Genomic DNA, 17,108 nt, shown 5'->3' with positions numbered 1-17,108 from the left:
CCCGGTTGGTGGAACACGTTCCCAGTTTGTCCGAGACAGACCGGCATGTATGGTGAGGGTTGTCACAGTGGACATTGGAACCGGGAGTTGTCTGCCATGCGTTGTTCTCCGCTTCGTGCGGGAACTCGGCAGATGGCTTCGGAAGATCGGAGGCATCGATGCGAGTGGTGATCCAGCAGCCGCACAGCATTCGGCGGGATCTGGCCGTATTGAGCCTGCTGATTCTGTTCGCCGTGTTGACCGTCGCCGTGCTGTTGCTGCCCGGCTTGACTCGCTGATCTCGTTCCCTGTCCTGTCGCCGCACGCTGCCGTGATGGGCTCGGCGTGACCGCCACGACTATTTTGTTCACCGAACCGGGCGCCCGTTGGCGTGCGGTGGCCTACGGGCCGATCCTGTGCCTGGCCATTCTCGTCCTCGAACTCGTCACGGGTGGTTCCGTGCACTGGTTCGCCTTGCTGTTCTGCGCCGCGCTGATCGCGGGCTTCGTCGCGCTGCAGGTGCTCGCCGGTAAACGACACGCCAGCGTCGAACTCACTTCGGCGACGTTGCGCTCGGGCACCGAGTCGCTGCCGCTGAGCTCGGTCGCGGAGGTGTTTCCGGAACGCGACGAGGAGTCCTGGGACGACGAACCGTGGGAGTCGGCCAGGGCGCTCGGCGAATTGACCGGCGTGCCGCGCCGCCGCACCGGCATCGGGCTGCGGCTGGCCGACGATACCCTGGTGCAGGCATGGGCCAAGGACCACAAGGCGCTGCGGGCGGCGTTGACCGGAGCCGTGCGACGCAGCGAGAACGGAGCGGACCGGTGAGGCGCTGGATCGTCGCGGTGCTCGTGGAACTCGATCTGATCCTGCTCGCGCTGGTGGCGGCGGTGCTGAGCTGGCGCAACAGCGTGCGCACCATCGACTTCGCGCCTTTCGGCGATGCGCCGGGGTTCACCGCGATCCGTTACACCGCGCCCTGGCAGCTGTTGGCCGCGGTGCTCGTCGCGGTCGCCGGAGTGCTCGCGATCGATGCGGCGGCCCGGCTCGTCCGCGGAATTCGCGGCCCGGTCGGAACCGGCAACTGACCTGGCATTCCGGGGTGCGCGGCTGTTCGGACCCGGCGTAGGCGGAATTCATGAAACCACCTGTACAGCGAATGCCTTTCGGCGCGGTGGCGGCGGGCACGATCGCCGCGGTTCCGGCCGCCGCATCCGCCGAAACCGTTACCGCACCGCCGCTTCCGGTGCTGCCCGCATTCGCGGCCATCCCGTTCGTGCCTTTGCCGCACGCGGCTGCCTGCGCCGTTGGCATGCCTGGTGACAACCGGATTCGCCGCTTTCTGCCTCGCCATCACGTAGCCCCGGATTGCCTCGGAACCGCTGCGTACACCGCGCGTCTGGGCTACCGTGCAACCGCGCGTCGTCCGGTGTGCACACCCCGCGACGGCGCGCTTTGTCAGTAATGTTCCTGTGGCCGTTAGTATTTCGGTTGTAGTTCGGAACGTGCGTCGATGAAGGAAAGTGTTTGATGAACCGGTTCGCCGTAAAGATCTGTGCCGCGTTTGCCGTGGCCGCCGCCCTCGGGATCGGGGCCGCGCCTGTCGGCGCGAACCCGGGTCTGCCGCTGGACGACGCGACCGTCGTCGTCGCGCCGATCTTCGTGCCGGATTCGGGTTCCGCCGGGCCCTACAACTCGTTCATGTGCGTCCTGCACACCATGTCGGCGCAGGTGCCCTGCATGTACACCTGACCGGCGCGCCCGCGACGGCCGCTCAGTTCCAGTGCTGGTAGAAGTCCAGCACGCGGCCGTCGCGGGTCCCAGGGGCGTTCAGATAGACGGTGATCGTCCCATCCGGATGATCGGCCGCCTCCATCAGCACTTGGCGCAGCGAGGCATACACCCTGCCGTGCTGGTCGCGATAGATCGCGGAGTCGCCCTTCAGGCCGGCCCCGATGCGGTTGGGCGGGATGACCATGGTGACAACGGCGGGAATCGGTCCGCCCGCCAGCGTCGTGGTCGCCATATGGTCCAGATGGATGCCGATACGCGAGTGGTCGAGCTGATCGAGCGGCTCCGCGGCGGCGGAACCGGCGCCCAGTGCCGCAGTGGCACAGGCGACCGCGGTGAGTACACCCGCACTGACGATGGCAATCCGCATGCAGACCCTCCCAGCCGGTAGACGATGGCCCCCGACATTACGCATCGGCAACCCTCCAGCGATCGAAATTCGCGCGAACCTCATCTCGGCGTGTTGCCGCTCGTCTGCGGCCTGCGTCACTGCACTACACCCTGTCGTCGAACTATTTCACCGGGGCTGAGAGACTGGAACACGTGAGTTCTTCTCCGCGTGTGACCAGTGCGGCGGTGCCGGTCTCCGCCCACCTCTTCGACCGGGCGAGTTCGGTGATTCCGGGTGGCGTCAACTCTCCGGTGCGAGCGTTCCAATCCGTTGGCGGCACACCGCGATTCATCGCCTCAGCGGACGGCTACACGCTCGTCGACGCCGACGGTCACGAGTACGTCGACCTGGTCTGCTCCTGGGGTCCGATGATTCTCGGGCATGCGCACCCCGCGGTCGTCGAGGCGGTGCGGCGCGCGGCGTCCGGCGGGCTATCTTTCGGTGCGCCGACCGAGGCGGAGATCGAGCTGGCCGAGGAGATCGTGCGGCGGGTCGCCCCGGTGGAACGGGTGCGCCTGGTGAACTCCGGGACCGAGGCCACCATGAGCGCGGTCCGGCTGGCTCGCGGCTACACCGGACGCACCAAGATCATCAAGTTCGCAGGCTGCTATCACGGCCACGTCGACGCGCTGCTCGCCGACGCCGGCTCCGGCGTCGCCACGCTCGGATTGCCCACCTCGCCCGGCGTCACGGGCGCCCAGGCGGCCGACACCATCGTGCTGCCCTACAACGACCTCGATGCCGTCGCCGCCGCGTTCGCCGCGAATCCTGGTGCGATCGCGTGTGTGATCACCGAGGCGGCCGCGGGCAACATGGGCGCCGTCGCGCCGCTACCCGGATTCAACGCGGGCCTGCGCGCGCTGACCACCGAGCACGGTGCGCTGCTGATCATGGACGAGGTGATGACCGGCTTCCGGGTCAGCCGCTCGGGTTGGTTCGGCAGGGAAGGCGTCGCGGGCGACCTGTACACCTTCGGCAAGGTGATGAGTGGCGGGCTGCCCGCCGCCGCGTTCGGCGGTCGCGCCGAGATCATGAACAGTCTGGCCCCGCTCGGGCCGGTCTACCAAGCGGGCACGCTGTCCGGTAACCCGGTCGCGGTGGCCGCGGGTCTCGCTACGCTGCGCGCAGCCGACGACGAGGTCTACGCCGCGCTGGATCGCAATGCCGAGCGGCTCGGCGAGTTGTTCGGTTCGGCGCTGACCACGGCGGGGGTCGGGCACCAGGTTCAATTCGCGGGCAATATGGTGAGCGTGTTCTTCGCCGAACGCCCAGTCACCGATTACGCCGCCGCCAAGGCGAGCGAGACCTGGCGCTACCCCGCGTTCTTCCACGCCCTGCTCGACGGTGGCGTGTACGCGCCGCCGAGCGCGTTCGAAGCATGGTTCGTCTCCGCGGCGCTCGACGAGAACGCATTCGACCGTATCGCTGCCGCCCTGCCCGCCGCCGCATACGCGGCGGCGGCCGCCACCTCCGAAGGACCCCGCGCGTGAGCTCCGACCTCGATCAACCCGATGCCGACCGGCGCGAGCTAGCCAAACCCACCACCGACGCCGCCGCTCCGCGCGCGGCCGACGCAGGTAGCGAATCCGCCGATCCGGATGCGCCCGCGACGGACGGCGGGACCGGACCGATCGTCGATCCCGTGTCGGAAGCGACCGTGATCGACGCGGGTGAGCAGTTCGCCGCCGCGGGTGCCGCGGCCGAGTCCGCGGCCGCCGACACCGTCGAATCGAGCGTGGTCGATGCGGGCGCCCACTTCGCCGCGGCCGCGGCGTCGTCCGCGCAGGCCGACGCCACGCGTAAAGAGGGGAAGGCGGCTTCTTCCGAGAGCGAAGTCGCTGCCGAGCCCACCGACAGCCCGGCACCGACCGGTGAGCGCGTGCACGACGGCGGCGCCGCGCCCATCGAGACGATCGTGCACGTGCTGCGGCACGGCGAGGTGCACAACCCGAACGGCATCCTCTACGGGCGTCTGCCCGGATTCAGTCTCTCGGTGGCGGGCCGCGCGCAGGCCGGCGCCGTCGCTCGGACGCTGTCGGATCACGACATCGCCCTGGTGATCGCCTCGCCATTACAGCGGGCGCAGGAGACCGCCGAGGCGATCGCCACGCAGCACGACCTGATCGTGCGGACCGACGATAACCTCATCGAGGCGGGCAATACCTTCGAGGGCCTGCGCGTCTCGGTCGGCGACGGCGCGCTGCGCAAACCACGGCACTGGTGGAAGCTGCGCGACCCGTTCACCCCCTCCTGGGGTGAGCCCTATCTGCAGATCGCGCACCGCATGCTCGCCGCGGTGAACAAGGCACGGGTGGAAGCCGCCGGACGCGAAGCGGTCCTGGTGTCGCACCAACTACCCGTGTGGACGCTGCGCCGGTTCCTCCAGGGCCAGCGGCTGTGGCACGACCCCCGCCACCGGCAGTGCTCGCTCGCGTCGCTGACCTCGCTGGTCTACCACGGCGACACGCTCGTCGACATCGTCTACTCCGAGCCCGCGGGCGGCTCCGACCCCTCGGTACACGGCGCATGACTCGCTCCACCGGGTCCGCCACCCCGTCCCCGGCACGCGCCGGGCGGGTACTGCCGGTTCTGCTCGCGTGCGTGGCGCTGGTCGCCGCGCTCGCGGGGTGTTCGACCGGTTCGGACGCGGTGGCCTCGGGCGGCACCTTCGAATTCGTCTCGCCCGGCGGCAAGACCGACATCCTCTACGACCCACCCTCCGCCCGCGGCACCATTGGGAAGCTGGCCGGCCCGGACCTGATGACGGCGGGCAAGACAACCTCGGTCGAGGACTACCCCGGCAAGGTCGTGGTGCTCAACCTGTGGGGTCAATGGTGCGGTCCGTGCCGTGCCGAGGCGCCCGCCCTGGAGAAGGTCTACGAGGCGACCAAGGACAAAGGCGTCGCTTTCCTCGGTATCAACGTCCGCGATCCACAGCAGGACAAGGCCCAAGATTTCGTGGTCGACAACAAGGTCGGCTACCCGTCCATCTACGACCCGTCGATGCGCACTCTGCTGGCGCTCGGCGGGAATTTCCCTACCAGTGTCATACCCACCACCCTCGTCCTCGACCGGCAACACCGGGTCGCCGCGGTCTTCCTGCGGTCCCTGCTCGCCGAGGATCTGCAGCCGGTGGTCGAACGTCTCGCCTCGGAGGAATCACAGTGAATCGCGACCGTCGTACCCGTCACCTGCGCGCCTGCCGGCCCCGGCAGGGCGCCCGACGCATCGGCGGCGGCTGGGCCGTCGACGACCGGTGGGCGGGGATCGCCACCGTGCCGCGCAGCGTCGCCGCCGACTCGCTGCTGGACTTCGCCGTGCTCGACGTGGCCGACGAGCCCGCCGCCACCGAGCGGAAAGTGTCGTTGCGCCGGGGTGCGGGACGAGCGCTAGAGGACACGCCGGAGGAATCGGTGTGAGAGCTGAGCGCACCGCGCCGCGTCCGGGGGAGGGCATCTGATGATGCTTGCCGGAGTCGGTGAATCGTTCCAGCAGACGGCGGCCTCCGGACCGCTGCTGCTGGCGCTCGGCGCGTGCCTGCTCGCGGGACTGGTGTCGTTCGCCTCGCCTTGCGTGGTGCCGCTCGTCCCCGGGTATCTGTCGTATCTGGCCGGATTGGTCGGCGCGGAGGCGCCGCCCGCCACTGTCGCGGAGGCCGCCGGAGCCCGCGCCACCGGCCCGGGGGCGACCGCGATCGCGCAACCGCTTCGCTCGGGACGGATGCGGGTCGCCGGTGCGGCCGGGCTGTTCGTCGCCGGGTTCACCGTGGTCTTCGTGCTCGCCACCGCCACCGTGTTCGGCGTCATCCAGACGCTCAACGTGAACCGGGAACTGCTGCAACGGATCGGCGGCGTGGTGACGATCCTGATGGGCCTGGTGTTCATCGGCCTGGTGCCCGCCTTGCAGCGCGACACCAGGATGGAGCCGCGCAGGCTCACCAGCATCATGGGCGCACCGCTGCTCGGCGGCGTGTTCGCGCTCGGGTGGACGCCATGTCTCGGCCCGACGCTGTCCGGCGTCATGGCGGTGGCGGCGGGCACCGACGGCACGACCGCCGTGCGCGGTGTCGCGCTGATAGTCGCCTACTGTCTCGGCTTGGGCTTGCCGTTCGTCGTGCTGGCTTTCGGGTCGGCGAGCGCACTGCGCGGAGTCGGCTGGCTGCGCCGTAACTCCCGCACCATCCAGATCATCGGGGGCATGCTGCTCGTCGCGGTCGGAGCCGCGATGGTCACCGGAGCGTGGGACCAGTTCGTCGCCTGGGTACGCGACGCGTTCGTCTCCGAGGTGACTCTGCCGATATGACCGTGACCGACCAACCGTCGACCGAAAACTCCGCGCGGCCGCCGCGCCAATCCTTGGCCGGACGGGCCTGGGCGTTGGTGCGCAATACCTGGCGCGGGCTCACCAGTATGCGCACCGCCCTGGTGCTGCTGTTCCTGCTGGCGCTGGCCGCGATTCCCGGAGCACTGCTGCCGCAGCGGAACCTCAACGAGCAGAAGGTCGCCCAGTACATCGCCGACCGTCCCACGCTCGGTCCGTGGATGGACCGCGTCCAGCTGTTCGACGTGTTCTCCAGCTCCTGGTTCACCGCGATCTATGTCCTGCTGTTCATCTCGCTGGTCGGTTGCATCCTGCCGCGGACGCTCGACCACTATCGCGCCCTGCGCACACGGCCGGTGCGCGCGCCACGCAATCTGACCAGGCTGCCGTATCACTACTCGGGCCATGTCACGCAGTCGCCCGGCGAGGTGATCGACCATGCCAGGGAGCATCTGCGCGGCTGGCGTACCGAGGTCCGCCCCGGCCCTCGCGACGGTGAGCTGGCGCTGTCGGCGGAGAAGGGCTACACCCGCGAACTCGGCAACCTGGTGTTCCATCTCGCGCTGGTCGGGTTGCTGGTCGCCATCGCGGTGGGCAAGCTGTTCGGCTACGAGGGCAACGTCATCGTCCTGGCGAACAACGGACCCGGCTTCTGCACCACCTCGCCCGCCGTGTTCGACACGTTCAAGGCGGGCAACGTCAACGACGGCACCGGCATGACCCCGATCTGCGTGCGGGTCAAGAATTACCAGGCCGACTACCTGACCAACGGGCAAGCCGAGATGTTCACCGCGGACCTCGCCTACCAGGCAGGCGAGGATCTGCAGACGAATACCTGGCGCGACACCCGAGTACAGGTCAACCGTCCCCTGCGGGTCGCCGGTGACCGGCTCTACCTGCAGGGCCACGGCTACGCGCCGACCTTCACGGTTACCTTCCCCAACGGGCAGACGCGCACCGAGTCCATCCAATGGCGCCCGGAAGACGCGTCGACCTTCCTGTCCAGCGGAGTGCTGCGGATCGACCCGCCCGGCGGCATGTACGCCACCGACGAGGAACGCCGCAAGAACCAGATTGCGATCGAGGGTCTGTTCGCGCCCACCGCCATGTTCCATGGGTCGCTGCTGAGTTCGGCTTTTCCGGCGATGAACGACCCGGCCGTCGCCGTCGACATCTATCGCGGTGACACCGGCCTGGACACCGGCAAGCCGCAGTCGCTGTTCGCGCTGGACCCCGAACAGGTCAAGCAGGGCAGACTGACCAAGGAAGCCAGGGTCAATCTGCGCCCTGGCGAGTCCACCACGCTGCCCAACGGCACGAAGGTCGCCTTCGACGGCGCGCAGGAGTTCGTCAATCTGCAGTTCTCGCACGATCCGGCCCAGCAGTGGGTGCTGGTGAGCGCGCTGTTGATGCTGGCGGGCCTGCTGGTCTCGCTGCTGATCAAGCGCAGGCGGATCTGGGTGCGGGTGTACCCGGCCGAGCAAGCAGCCGGTACCGTTGAAAAACGACACATTGTAGTAGAGATGGGCGGGCTCGCCAGGACCGATCAGGCGGGCTGGGGCGGCGAGTTCGACCAACTGCGCGCGCGCCTGCTCGACGAGCAGCCGGACGCCGAGACCACCGCGGCGCGTGGCGCCGAGACCAGGGGAGAGTGACCATGCCGATCGACGAGGCCATCGCCAGATACAGCGATTTCGCGTTCAAGACGGCGATCGCGGTGTATGCGCTGGTACTGGTGCTGCTGATCTGGCAGTACGCGACGGCGCGCAGCCGCCAGGTCGCCGAGCGCGAATTGGTCACGGCGGGTGGCGGGTCGACGCCACAGGGGCCGGGCAGGGTCGCCGAGCCCGCGCGTACGCCGTTGTCCGAGCGGCTCGGCAATATGGCGTTCTCGGTGCTGATGGTCGGCATCGTGTTGCATGTGGCCTCGATCGTGTTGCGCGGCTTCTCGACTCATCGTTTCCCCCTGGGCAACATGTACGAGTTCGTCACCATGGCGACGGCCGCCGCCGTGCTGGTCGGGGTACTGTTCCTACGCGACCGGCGCTACCGCGGAATCTGGGCGTTCGTGCTGGTGCCGGTGCTGCTCCTGCTGTTCCTCGCGGGCACCGTGCTCTACGCCGACGCCGCACCGGTGGTGCCCGCGCTGCGGTCGTTCTGGCTGCCGCTGCACGTCACCATCGTCGCTATCGGCAGCGGTGTCTTCCTGTTCGCAGGCGTGGCCAGCATGCTGTTCCTGTACCGCCTGCGCCAGCCCGACGGCCAGGAGTCGAACAACGTCCTCGGCGCAGTCGCCCGCCGCCTGCCCGACGCCCGCACCCTGGACCGGCTGGCCTACAAGACCACCATCATCGGCTTCCCGCTGTTCGGCGCCGGCGTCACCCTGGGCGCGATCTGGGCGGAGGCCGCTTGGGGCCGCTTCTGGGGCTGGGACCCGAAGGAAACCTGCTCCTTCATCGCCTGGGTCCTCTACGCCGCCTACCTGCACGCCCGCGCCACCTCCGGCTGGCGCGACACCAAGGCCGCCTGGATCAATATCGCCGCCTTCGTCGCCATGCTGTTCAACTTGTTCATCATCAACATGGTGATCAGCGGGCTGCACTCGTACGCCGGACTCAGTTAGTACCCTCGCCCGACATCGGATCGGCCCTGCTCCGGCTACATAGCGCCAGGCCGGAAACAAGCGTCCGCCCGGATAGTGTCGCCATTACCATTGCGGCATGTCCCTTCCGCACATCGAACGGCCGGACCTCCCCGCGTACATGACGTGGGAGGAACTGGAGCGACTGCCCGAGGAGATCGCGGGGCAGATCGAACTCTGGGACGGTCGTGTGGTCTGGGTACGGCGCGGGCCGGCCGAGCATCAGACGTTCTCCAACCGACTCTGGGCCACGCTCGAACGCTGTGCACGAAAAGTCATGTCGGAAGATCCTGAACAGTGCTGGCGTGTCACCACCGAGACGAACGTATTCCTGGGTCGCACCGGCAAGTCCGACTTTTTGACACCGGACTTCCTCGTCCACCGCTGCCTCGGCGCCCCCTACCAGGACGTGCGGAGCAGTGACGTCCTCATGGTCGGCGAGGTCCTGTCGCCGTCCAACACGCAGACCGACACAGAAGCCAAGAAGGGGCGTTACGCCAGCGCCGGTATTCCGTGGTACTGGGAGGTGACGCTGGCCCACGAGGTCAGCGCGATTGCGACCGTGCGCGCTTATGGCCTCGACATCGGTCACGCTCAGCTCCCGGACGGGGTGCGCCCACTCCGTGCTGCCAACTACATCGTCGCCGCCGAGTGGACCTACCAGAACCCGGACGGCATCGAGATCGACTTCCCGTTTCCGATCAGCATTCCCTGGACCGAACTCGAATACTGACGGAGAGTGCGGCCGCAACGGTCCATTCAGCGAAACACCTGGTCACGGCGGTCTGGGTTGTCCGGCCTGCCGATCCGCTCGGCGGGTAGGCCGGACACCTCGTCGGTGAGCCCCTCGCGTCCGGGGCCGGGTAGCTCGGCGCCGGTCGGCAGCGTTCAGAGGCGGTTGACGCAGACGACGAAATGGCGTTGCCGGTAGACGATTCCGCTGTCGGTCGAGCCGCAGGCGTTGACGTCGACGGTGTTCTGTTTGATGTCGATCACCCGCACACCGGTCGGGGTGGGGGTTGCGCAGTCCAGGCGCTTCGGGTTACCGGGGACCACCTCCATACAGCCGCCGATCACCCAGTCGATGTCCAGGCACAGCGCGGCTTGCGCTGCGCCCTGCAGGGTTTCGTTGTAGGTGTGGTCGGCGTCGGTGGGACACTGGCTGTTTGCCGGGGCCTTCTCGAAGACCTTGTAGGTCGAGTTCGGGGTGCCGCAGGCGGCCTTGTCTATCCCGCCGGAGCCGCCGAGGTGCACGCAGTCGCCGATGTTCACCTGCAGACTTGTGGCGTCCTTGTTCGACGCGCCGCGCATCGCGGAGGTGGTCGGCAGTTCCTCGGTGGTGGTCGGCAGTTCCTCGGTGGTGGTCGGTGGCGGCGCCGATGTGGTTGTCGCGTTGCCGGTCTGGGCGGCGTTGGCTGGTTCCTCCGCGGGATCCGACATCGACACCGCTGCGGCGACCACGAGGCCCGCCGCCAGCGCGGTTCCAGCCATGAAGGCAATCAAGGTCAGACCGGCACGGATACGTTGGCGCGACACGTCACGTCCTCCACAGCTGTAACCTTCGAACCCACGCCTGAGCCGACCCGAAGTTTGTGATATTTGCGGATTGAAGAACCACGCCATGCATACACTACGCGGCGTGTCCGCGTCGAGTTTTCGTTCCCGGTGCCAGTGATTTGCCCCCACAGTTAACCTGCGCGTCTTCTTCGTCAGCCGAACTGATCACAATCGCATAACGAACCTTCGCGAGACGTATGCCGATCGCCAAGTCTGGCAACAAGCTACGGGCGCTGTACAGTCACACGCCATCCGGCCTCCGGCGCCGGAGGTCTCGAGAAGGAATTCCAGAATGAAGTTCGGCACTATTGCCGCCATTACGCTCAGTGCGGTTGCCGCCGTGGGCATCACGGCGGGGGCCGCGAACGCGCAACCCGTGGAAGCGGATAAGGAGATCACGACGGTCGGTGTCGAGCAGGGCGTCGACTACCGCACCACGGTCTCCCGCGAAACCGGCGCTATCACTACCGCTGTCGAGCACGGCACCTTCGCGGTCGTGGACGACGGTACCAAGATCAAACTGACCTCCGACACCGGCGCCGTGGTCGCCGAGGTGCCTTTGAGCTTCCAGGTTTCCGGAAGCAAGCTGGCGGTCGCGCACGAGATCAGCGACAACGGAAGGAGTCTTGCGCTCACGCCGGTGGCCGACGCCAAGGAGATCGGCGAGATGCAGCCGATCAGCTCGATGAATCGCCTCATCGCCGAATTGAACAAGAACGTCGTCGGCGTGGTCGGCGGCGCGTTGCTCGGCGGTCTGCTCGGAGCCCTGATCGGTCTGGGCTTCTTCAGCATCATCACCGGTCCGATCGGCCTGGTCGTCGGCGCGATCGCGGGCGGGGCCATCCAAGGCGGGCAGCCTTTCATGGACGCCCTGCTGGCGGTCGTCAACGGCGAGCCCTGATCGACGCTCGGATCGGGAGAGGCAGGCGCACCGCAGCGCGCCTGCCTCACCCGGACCGAATGGCCGATGCACGTGCTGTCCGGCGGGAGGAGGGAGTCAACCCGCCTGGACGCCGTCAAATGTTCGGCGCAGCGCGCAGAGCAAGGGAACGGACGCCGCTCGACGCGTGTCACGCGGACGAATCGCGTCAGCGCTCGGCAGAACCGGACTCGCCGTCGCGGTGCTGGCGGGAGAGCCGCCAGAGGAACTCCGGGTCGTCGTCGGGTCCGACGATGCGCTTGCGCCGTGGTGAACGCGTTTGCGGGATAGTGGGTCCGGTCCGCTGGGGGCCGAACGCCTTCCAGCACAGCACCGCGATTGCCACCACTGCGATGAGTGCCAACAGGTACGTCACGTCGCTCACCTCCTGATTACGAGGGTAGTCGCGGACGCGACTCCAGCACACCGCAGACGCGAAAATCCGCCTGCGGGCGAGCGCGGGCCCAGCGCGACGGGCCCGCGCGCCCTGCGATCAGCGTGCGGTCGCCTCGGTGGTCAGCGACTTGAGCAGCTGGAGTACTTCCGATTCGCGGAACCGGCGATGCCCGCCCGGTGTGCGCAGCGACCCGAGACGCCCGGCGTGAGCCCAGCGCGTCACGGTCTTGGGGTCGACGTGAAACAGGGCAGCAACCTGGCCCGGAGTCAGCAGGGTGTCCTGGCCGCCGACGGTGATCGCAGTCATAGCAAACCTCTCCGTTCTCGACAGTTCCCTCATCAGATGGCGCCATCGTCGCACTGAAACCCCTAGGTACTCGAACCACCTACAGTTGGTAAAGGGGAGGTAATAGACAAAACGGATGTGCGCCTCACCCCCGGCATTGGGCGTGCACCGGGTGCGGGCAACAGCTTCGCATAGGCTGACGGATGTGCGTGACGCAACTCCACCAGAAAAGGCTTCCGGACAGCAAACCGCTGGCGTTGGTCGTCGGCTGGCCCGGAATCTGGCGCTCTATACCGTCGCGAGGTTGGGTCTCGTGGTAGTGCTCACCGCGGTGATCGTGCTGGCCGCTCAGTTGGTGTCAGTGGACATACCGCTGGTGGTCGCGGCCCTGTTCGCCCTGATCATCGCGATGCCGCTGTCACTGACCCTGTTCAAGCGGCTGCGAGTCAAGGTCAACGAGGACATCGCCCTGGTCGACGAGCGCAGGCGTCGCGACAAAGCCGAGCTGCGAGCGCGGCTGCGCGGCGAGGATCAGGGGAATCCCCCGGACGCGGGAACGCCTTCGTGAGGTCCTGCGACCACACCACACCGCGGGATTGGGTGGACAACGCGGTGCGGCTGATCGACGCCGATGCGCAGCGCAGCGCGGACACCCACCTGCTGCGCTACCCGCTGCCCGTGGAGTGGAACGTGCAGTTGTATCTCAAGGACGAGTCGACCCACATCACTGGCAGTCTCAAGCATCGCCTCGCCCGCTCGCTGTTCCTGTACGCGATCTGCAACGGCTGGATCACCGAGGGCACCACGGTAGTGGAGGCGTCCTCCGGTTCGACCGCGATCAGCGAGGCCTATTTCGCCGAACTGCTCGGCCTCGACTTCGTCGCGGTGATGCCGGCGACTACCTCCCCGCAGAAGATCGCGCTGATCGAAGCGCAGGGTGGCCGCTGTCATTTCGTGCAGCGCCCGCCGGACATGTACACCGAGGCGGCCCGCTTGGCGGCGGAATGCGGCGGTCACTACATGGACCAGTTCACGCACGCCGAGCGGGCCACCGATTGGCGCGGCAACAACAACATCGCCGAATCGATCTTCGAGCAGATGGCGTTGGAGACTCATCCGGTGCCGGAGTGGATCGTGGTCGGCGCGGGAACCGGCGGCACCAGCGCCACCATCGGCCGCTATATCCGTTACCGCAGGCACGCAACGAAACTGGCCGTTGTCGATCCGGAGAACTCCGCCTTCTACGGCGGTTACGAGACCGGCGATGCCGCCTACCAGACCGGAATGCCCTCGCGCATCGAGGGGATCGGCCGTCCCCGGGTCGAGCCGTCGTTCGTCGGGCAGGTGGTCGACCGGATGCTCGAAGTGCCCGACGCGGCCTCCATCGCGGCCGCGCGATATGCGAGCGCTCGGCTGGGCCGCCGTCTCGGTGGATCGACCGGAACCAACTTGTGGGGGGTCTTCGCCCTCATCGCGGAGATGATCGCCGCAGGACGCAGCGGCAGTGTGGTCACGCTGCTGTGCGACGGTGGCGATCGTTACGCGGGAACGTATTTCGATGACGACTGGGTCGCGTCCCAGGGTTTGAGCCTCGCCGAGCCGACCGCGATCTTGGACAAGTTCCTGGCGACCGGGATCTGGGACGCCTGAGCGGCTTCGGCCCTTACCCGGTGCCGGGTATCCGGACACCGCGAAGTCGAAGGTTCCCCGCGGCGCGGCTGGTCAGGCTGCTCATTGCCGCAGGGGCTGTTCGTTGTTCGCCCATGGCGGAAATGGGCTACACCGCGTCACGCATCGTCAATTTTTGTTGACAACACTGGCTGACGTCAATCAAAATTGACGCATGACGGAAGCAACCACCCTGGCGGCCGCCGCGGGCAGCCCCGACCCCAAGGTCGGACTGCGTGCGGTGCTCGCGCTGCGACGGCTGCTCGAACGTCTCGAAGCGATCCAAGTGGCCAATGCCCGTGCCCAGGGCTGGTCCTGGCAGGCGATCGCCGAAGCGCTCGAGGTCAGCAAGCAGGCAGTCCACCAGAAATACAACCGGAAAGGCAGGAGCCGCTGATGTTCGAACGGTTCAGCAGGTCGGCGAGAATGGCGGTCGTCATCGCCCAGGAAGACGCGCGTGCGCTGCGCGCGTCGAATATCGAGGTGGAGCACGTGCTGCTCGGTCTGCTTTCGCAGGGCGAGCCCGAGCTGACGGCGCTGCTCGCGGAGGCCGGGCTCACCCACGAGGGCGTGCGCCGCATGCTGTCGGAGAAGGGCGAGGGTGACCCGCTCGGCGCCGAGGACGCTGAGGCGCTGCGCTCCATCGGCATCGATCTCGACGCCGTGCGCGAGTCGCTGGAGGCCCATTTCGGCGAGGACGCGCTCGACCGCGCCGAACCGGAACCGCCGCGCGGACCGTTCGGCTGGGGCCGCGGCGGGCACATCCCGTTCACCAGGGACGCGAAGAAGGTGCTCGAGCTCGCGCTGCGCGAGGCGCTCAGCCGCAAGGACAAGTCCATCGAATCCGGTCACGTGCTGCTCGGCATCCTGCGGGCGCCGAACCGAACGACCATGCGTCTGTTCGGCGGCGATGACGCGATCCACGGCTTGCGCCCCAAAGTGCACGCACTGCTCGACCGTGCCGCCTGAGCCCGCGGACGTGCGCCGCCGCGGATCACGTTGTAAGTCGGCGCAAGTCCGCTTCTCGGGCCTAGCATTGGCCCATGCAGCTTGTGATTCGGTTGGTCATCAACGCGGTCGCCATCTGGCTGGCCGCCTTCTGGGTCGACAACATCGACATCCTCGCCCCCGAAGGGGGCACCGCCGCGAAGATCGGCGTCGTGCTCGCGGTGGCCGCGGTGTTCACGGTGGTGAACGCGCTGGTCAAGCCAATCGTCAAGCTGCTGTCGCTGCCGCTGGTGATCGTCACGCTCGGCCTGTTCCTGCTCCTGATCAACGCGCTCATGCTCTGGCTGACCGCCGAGATCACCGACGCGTTCACCGACTACGGCTTGCGCGTCGAGGGCTTCTGGGCCGCGCTGTTCGGCGGCGTCATCGTCTCGCTCGTGAACTGGGTGCTCGGCATCCTGGTCCCGGACGAGGACTGATATTTTCGCCGCGTCTTCGGCAGCGCCTGCGGCGCTGCGTGTTCGCGGCCCCCTTGTGGCTCGCGTCCGAGCGACCGCCGCTGGCGACTTCGTCGCGGACGCGGCGGCCGCTCGGACGCGAGCCGGGCCGCGAACGGGGGATGCTCGGTCTCGCTTCGCTCGAAAGCGGGAGTGGGGCCACTGTGGTTGCTGTGGGTAGCAACCCAGGTTTACTGACTACTGACACAACCCGACTGCGAGTGCGGTTATCGCCGACCAGGCGAGCAAGGCGAGACCGGAATCGCGCAACGCGGGAATCAGTTCCAGGCCGCCCTTGCCGCCGCGCACCGGCGCGTTGGCGCGTATGGCCAGCGGAATGGCGACCAGCCCGGCCAGCGCCAAGGGCGTGCGGGCGACCAGGACCAGCGTCGCGACGAACGGCACCGCGAGCAGTACGAGATGCAGGGTACGGGTGCGGGGGTCGCCGAGTTTCACCGCGAGAGTGACCTTCCCGGACTCGGTGTCGGTGGGGATGTCGCGCAGGTTGTTCGCGACGAGCACGGCGCTGGAGAACGCGCCCACCGATACCGCGAGCAGCGCGCCCACCCAGTCGATCCGGTTCGCCTGCACGAACTGGGTGCCGAGCACGCCGATCAGCCCGAAGAAGACGAACACCGCCAGCTCGCCGAATCCGCTGTAACCGTAGGGCTTGCTGCCTCCGGTGTAGTACCAGGCTCCCGCCAGGCAGGCCGCGCCGATCAGCAGCAGCCACCACGCGCTGGTGGCGACGAGCACCAGACCGAAGATCGCGCCGACGACGAGGCTGGCGATCGCGGCATTCTTCACCGCGGCGGGGGAGGCCAGTTTCTGCCCGACCAGGCGCACGGGGCCGACTCGGACGTCATCGGTGCCGCGGATACCGTCGGAGTAGTCATTGGCGTAATTGACGCCGACGATCAGCGCCAGCGAAACCAGCAGCGCGAGAATCGCTTTCCACCACACCGCCCCGTCGATGGACGCGGCGGCGCCGGTCCCGGCGAGCACAGGGGCGATCGCGTTCGGCAGGGTACGCGGTCGGGCGCCCTCGATCCATTGCGCTGCAGTAGCCATGTCCGCAGCATAATGGGCGCAGTCGGACGTAGTCCGTCTTCAGCCCGCGCACGGCCGGAGCGAAGGCAGGAGGTACGCATAGTGGGCGCTGTCGGACGTAGTCCGTCTTCAGCCTGCGCACGGCCGGAGCGAAGGCGGAGGTACGCATTGTGCGCGCGCGGCGATCAGGCCGTTCCGTCCGTCGCCACCTGCTGCAGCTGGGCGAGCCCCTTCTCGAAGTCCCGGCCGACGAATCTGTCCATCGGGATGAGCTTGCCGATAAAGCCCATCAGACCGGTCTGCTGTCCGGTCATCCGCCAGGTCACCTCGGTGCCGGTCTCGACCGGGTCCAAGACGAAGATCACCTGGTTGGTGGCCTTCATCGGCTTCAGGAATTCCAGGCGCACCCCGATCTGGCGCTCGGTGCTGCTGACGATTTCCATGTTGCCCGCACCCGCCTTCCGGTTCCCGCTCCAGGCGTAGCGTGCGCCGATACCGGAGTCCGCGCCGGAATAACTGCGCTGCAACTGCGGGTCGAGGCCCTCCCATGGCGACCAGTTGACCCATTCGTGAAAATCGTTGATCAGCGCGTGCACTCGCGCGGGTTCGGCCGTGATCACGGCCGACCGGACCACCTCGAACTCAGCCATGCGGTGAGCCTAAGC

The 17,108-nt window shown here is 67.7% G+C and carries 23 protein-coding genes; 17 read left to right on the top strand and 6 right to left on the bottom strand.

The window, feature by feature from the left end; translation table 11 throughout:
- Window positions 1-324: 324 nt before the first annotated feature.
- The 3 genes from OHA40_RS12565 (at window position 325) to OHA40_RS12555 (ending at window position 1,731) form a co-directional block, all read left to right on the top strand.
- On the top strand, window positions 325-807 hold the full coding sequence (locus OHA40_RS12565; RefSeq protein ID WP_330233223.1) for a hypothetical protein: 483 nt from the start codon (window positions 325-327) through the stop codon (window positions 805-807).
- Window positions 804-1,067, top strand: a complete 264-nt coding sequence (locus OHA40_RS12560; RefSeq protein WP_330233222.1) for a hypothetical protein — start codon at window positions 804-806, stop codon at window positions 1,065-1,067. The genes OHA40_RS12565 and OHA40_RS12560 overlap by 4 nt, the downstream gene beginning before the upstream one ends.
- Window positions 1,068-1,509: 442 nt before the next feature.
- Window positions 1,510-1,731: a hypothetical protein gene (locus OHA40_RS12555; protein WP_330233221.1), complete on the top strand. Its 222-nt coding sequence runs from the start codon at window positions 1,510-1,512 to the stop codon at window positions 1,729-1,731.
- Between the two features lie 22 nt (window positions 1,732-1,753).
- Here OHA40_RS12555 and OHA40_RS12550 read toward each other — a convergent pair whose 3' ends face one another.
- Window positions 1,754-2,140 carry a hypothetical protein gene (locus OHA40_RS12550; protein ID WP_330233220.1) on the bottom strand — a complete coding sequence of 129 codons (387 nt, stop codon included), beginning with the start codon at window positions 2,138-2,140 and terminating at the stop codon, window positions 1,754-1,756.
- Window positions 2,141-2,313: 173 nt separating this feature from the next.
- Between OHA40_RS12550 and hemL the strand changes: the two genes are divergently transcribed.
- The 8 genes from hemL (at window position 2,314) to OHA40_RS12510 (ending at window position 9,855) form a co-directional block, all read left to right on the top strand.
- Window positions 2,314-3,651, top strand: a complete 1,338-nt coding sequence (gene hemL, locus OHA40_RS12545) for a glutamate-1-semialdehyde 2,1-aminomutase (protein ID WP_330233219.1) — start codon at window positions 2,314-2,316, stop codon at window positions 3,649-3,651.
- 389 nt (window positions 3,652-4,040) lie between these two features.
- A complete protein-coding gene (locus OHA40_RS12540; RefSeq protein ID WP_330234144.1) occupies window positions 4,041-4,691 on the top strand; it encodes a histidine phosphatase family protein in 651 nt (216 codons plus the stop codon).
- Window positions 4,688-5,329, top strand: a complete 642-nt coding sequence (locus tag OHA40_RS12535; RefSeq protein WP_330233218.1) for a TlpA disulfide reductase family protein — start codon at window positions 4,688-4,690, stop codon at window positions 5,327-5,329. Before OHA40_RS12540 ends, OHA40_RS12535 begins: the two co-directional genes overlap by 4 nt.
- Window positions 5,326-5,580, top strand: coding sequence for a hypothetical protein (locus OHA40_RS12530; RefSeq protein ID WP_330233217.1), 255 nt, complete (start codon window positions 5,326-5,328; stop codon window positions 5,578-5,580). Before OHA40_RS12535 ends, OHA40_RS12530 begins: the two co-directional genes overlap by 4 nt.
- 40 nt (window positions 5,581-5,620) lie before the next feature.
- The gene (locus OHA40_RS12525) at window positions 5,621-6,463 is read left to right on the top strand and encodes a cytochrome c biogenesis CcdA family protein (protein WP_330233216.1); all 843 of its coding nucleotides are present in this window, start codon (window positions 5,621-5,623) and stop codon (window positions 6,461-6,463) included.
- The gene (gene resB, locus OHA40_RS12520; RefSeq protein ID WP_330233215.1) at window positions 6,460-8,136 is read left to right on the top strand and encodes a cytochrome c biogenesis protein ResB; all 1,677 of its coding nucleotides are present in this window, start codon (window positions 6,460-6,462) and stop codon (window positions 8,134-8,136) included. Before OHA40_RS12525 ends, resB begins: the two co-directional genes overlap by 4 nt.
- 2 nt (window positions 8,137-8,138) lie before the next feature.
- Complete coding sequence (ccsB, locus tag OHA40_RS12515) at window positions 8,139-9,104, top strand: c-type cytochrome biogenesis protein CcsB (RefSeq protein ID WP_330233214.1); 966 nt, start codon at window positions 8,139-8,141, stop codon at window positions 9,102-9,104.
- Window positions 9,105-9,201: 97 nt separating this feature from the next.
- Window positions 9,202-9,855 (top strand): Uma2 family endonuclease, encoded by a 654-nt coding sequence (locus OHA40_RS12510; RefSeq protein ID WP_330233213.1) that lies wholly within the window; start codon window positions 9,202-9,204, stop codon window positions 9,853-9,855.
- A 155-nt stretch (window positions 9,856-10,010) separates the two neighbouring features.
- Here the strand turns inward: OHA40_RS12510 and lppU are convergent, their stop codons facing one another.
- On the bottom strand, window positions 10,011-10,658 hold the full coding sequence (lppU, locus tag OHA40_RS12505) for an LppU family putative lipoprotein (protein ID WP_330233212.1): 648 nt from the start codon (window positions 10,656-10,658) through the stop codon (window positions 10,011-10,013).
- 313 nt (window positions 10,659-10,971) lie between these two features.
- Between lppU and OHA40_RS12500 the strand changes: the two genes are divergently transcribed.
- Window positions 10,972-11,580 (top strand): hypothetical protein, encoded by a 609-nt coding sequence (locus tag OHA40_RS12500; RefSeq protein ID WP_330233211.1) that lies wholly within the window; start codon window positions 10,972-10,974, stop codon window positions 11,578-11,580.
- Between the two features lie 187 nt (window positions 11,581-11,767).
- On the opposite strand, the gene OHA40_RS12495 is transcribed toward OHA40_RS12500, so the two are convergent.
- Complete coding sequence (locus OHA40_RS12495; protein WP_330233210.1) at window positions 11,768-11,974, bottom strand: hypothetical protein; 207 nt, start codon at window positions 11,972-11,974, stop codon at window positions 11,768-11,770.
- Between the two features lie 117 nt (window positions 11,975-12,091).
- Entirely contained in the window at window positions 12,092-12,301 is a 210-nt protein-coding gene (locus tag OHA40_RS12490) for a BldC family transcriptional regulator (protein ID WP_040783886.1), read from the bottom strand.
- A gap of 247 nt (window positions 12,302-12,548) precedes the next feature.
- On the opposite strand from OHA40_RS12490, the gene OHA40_RS12485 reads away from it, so the two are divergent.
- From OHA40_RS12485 to OHA40_RS12465, 5 genes are all read left to right on the top strand, one after another.
- Window positions 12,549-12,848, top strand: coding sequence for a DUF4229 domain-containing protein (locus OHA40_RS12485; RefSeq protein WP_442944041.1), 300 nt, complete (start codon window positions 12,549-12,551; stop codon window positions 12,846-12,848).
- Entirely contained in the window at window positions 12,845-13,930 is a 1,086-nt protein-coding gene (locus OHA40_RS12480; RefSeq protein WP_330233208.1) for a PLP-dependent cysteine synthase family protein, read from the top strand. The genes OHA40_RS12485 and OHA40_RS12480 overlap by 4 nt, the downstream gene beginning before the upstream one ends.
- Before the next feature lie 193 nt (window positions 13,931-14,123).
- On the top strand, window positions 14,124-14,345 hold the full coding sequence (locus OHA40_RS12475) for a helix-turn-helix domain-containing protein (protein WP_040870358.1): 222 nt from the start codon (window positions 14,124-14,126) through the stop codon (window positions 14,343-14,345).
- Window positions 14,345-14,917, top strand: a complete 573-nt coding sequence (locus tag OHA40_RS12470) for a Clp protease N-terminal domain-containing protein (protein WP_330233207.1) — start codon at window positions 14,345-14,347, stop codon at window positions 14,915-14,917. The genes OHA40_RS12475 and OHA40_RS12470 overlap by 1 nt, the downstream gene beginning before the upstream one ends.
- A 74-nt stretch (window positions 14,918-14,991) precedes the next feature.
- Window positions 14,992-15,375: a phage holin family protein gene (locus tag OHA40_RS12465; RefSeq protein WP_330233206.1), complete on the top strand. Its 384-nt coding sequence runs from the start codon at window positions 14,992-14,994 to the stop codon at window positions 15,373-15,375.
- A gap of 216 nt (window positions 15,376-15,591) precedes the next feature.
- Here the strand turns inward: OHA40_RS12465 and OHA40_RS12460 are convergent, their stop codons facing one another.
- The gene (locus OHA40_RS12460) at window positions 15,592-16,464 is read right to left on the bottom strand and encodes a 1,4-dihydroxy-2-naphthoate polyprenyltransferase (RefSeq protein WP_330233205.1); all 873 of its coding nucleotides are present in this window, start codon (window positions 16,462-16,464) and stop codon (window positions 15,592-15,594) included.
- Window positions 16,465-16,628: 164 nt separating this feature from the next.
- A complete protein-coding gene (locus OHA40_RS12455; protein ID WP_330233204.1) occupies window positions 16,629-17,093 on the bottom strand; it encodes an SRPBCC family protein in 465 nt (154 codons plus the stop codon).
- Window positions 17,094-17,108 lie beyond the last annotated feature (15 nt).

It is taken from the genome of Nocardia sp. NBC_00508 (assembly GCF_036346875.1).
Lineage (GTDB): Bacteria > Actinomycetota > Actinomycetes > Mycobacteriales > Mycobacteriaceae > Nocardia.
The sequence above is the reverse complement of the archived record's forward strand: the minus strand, read 5'-3'. Positions and strand labels throughout refer to the sequence as shown.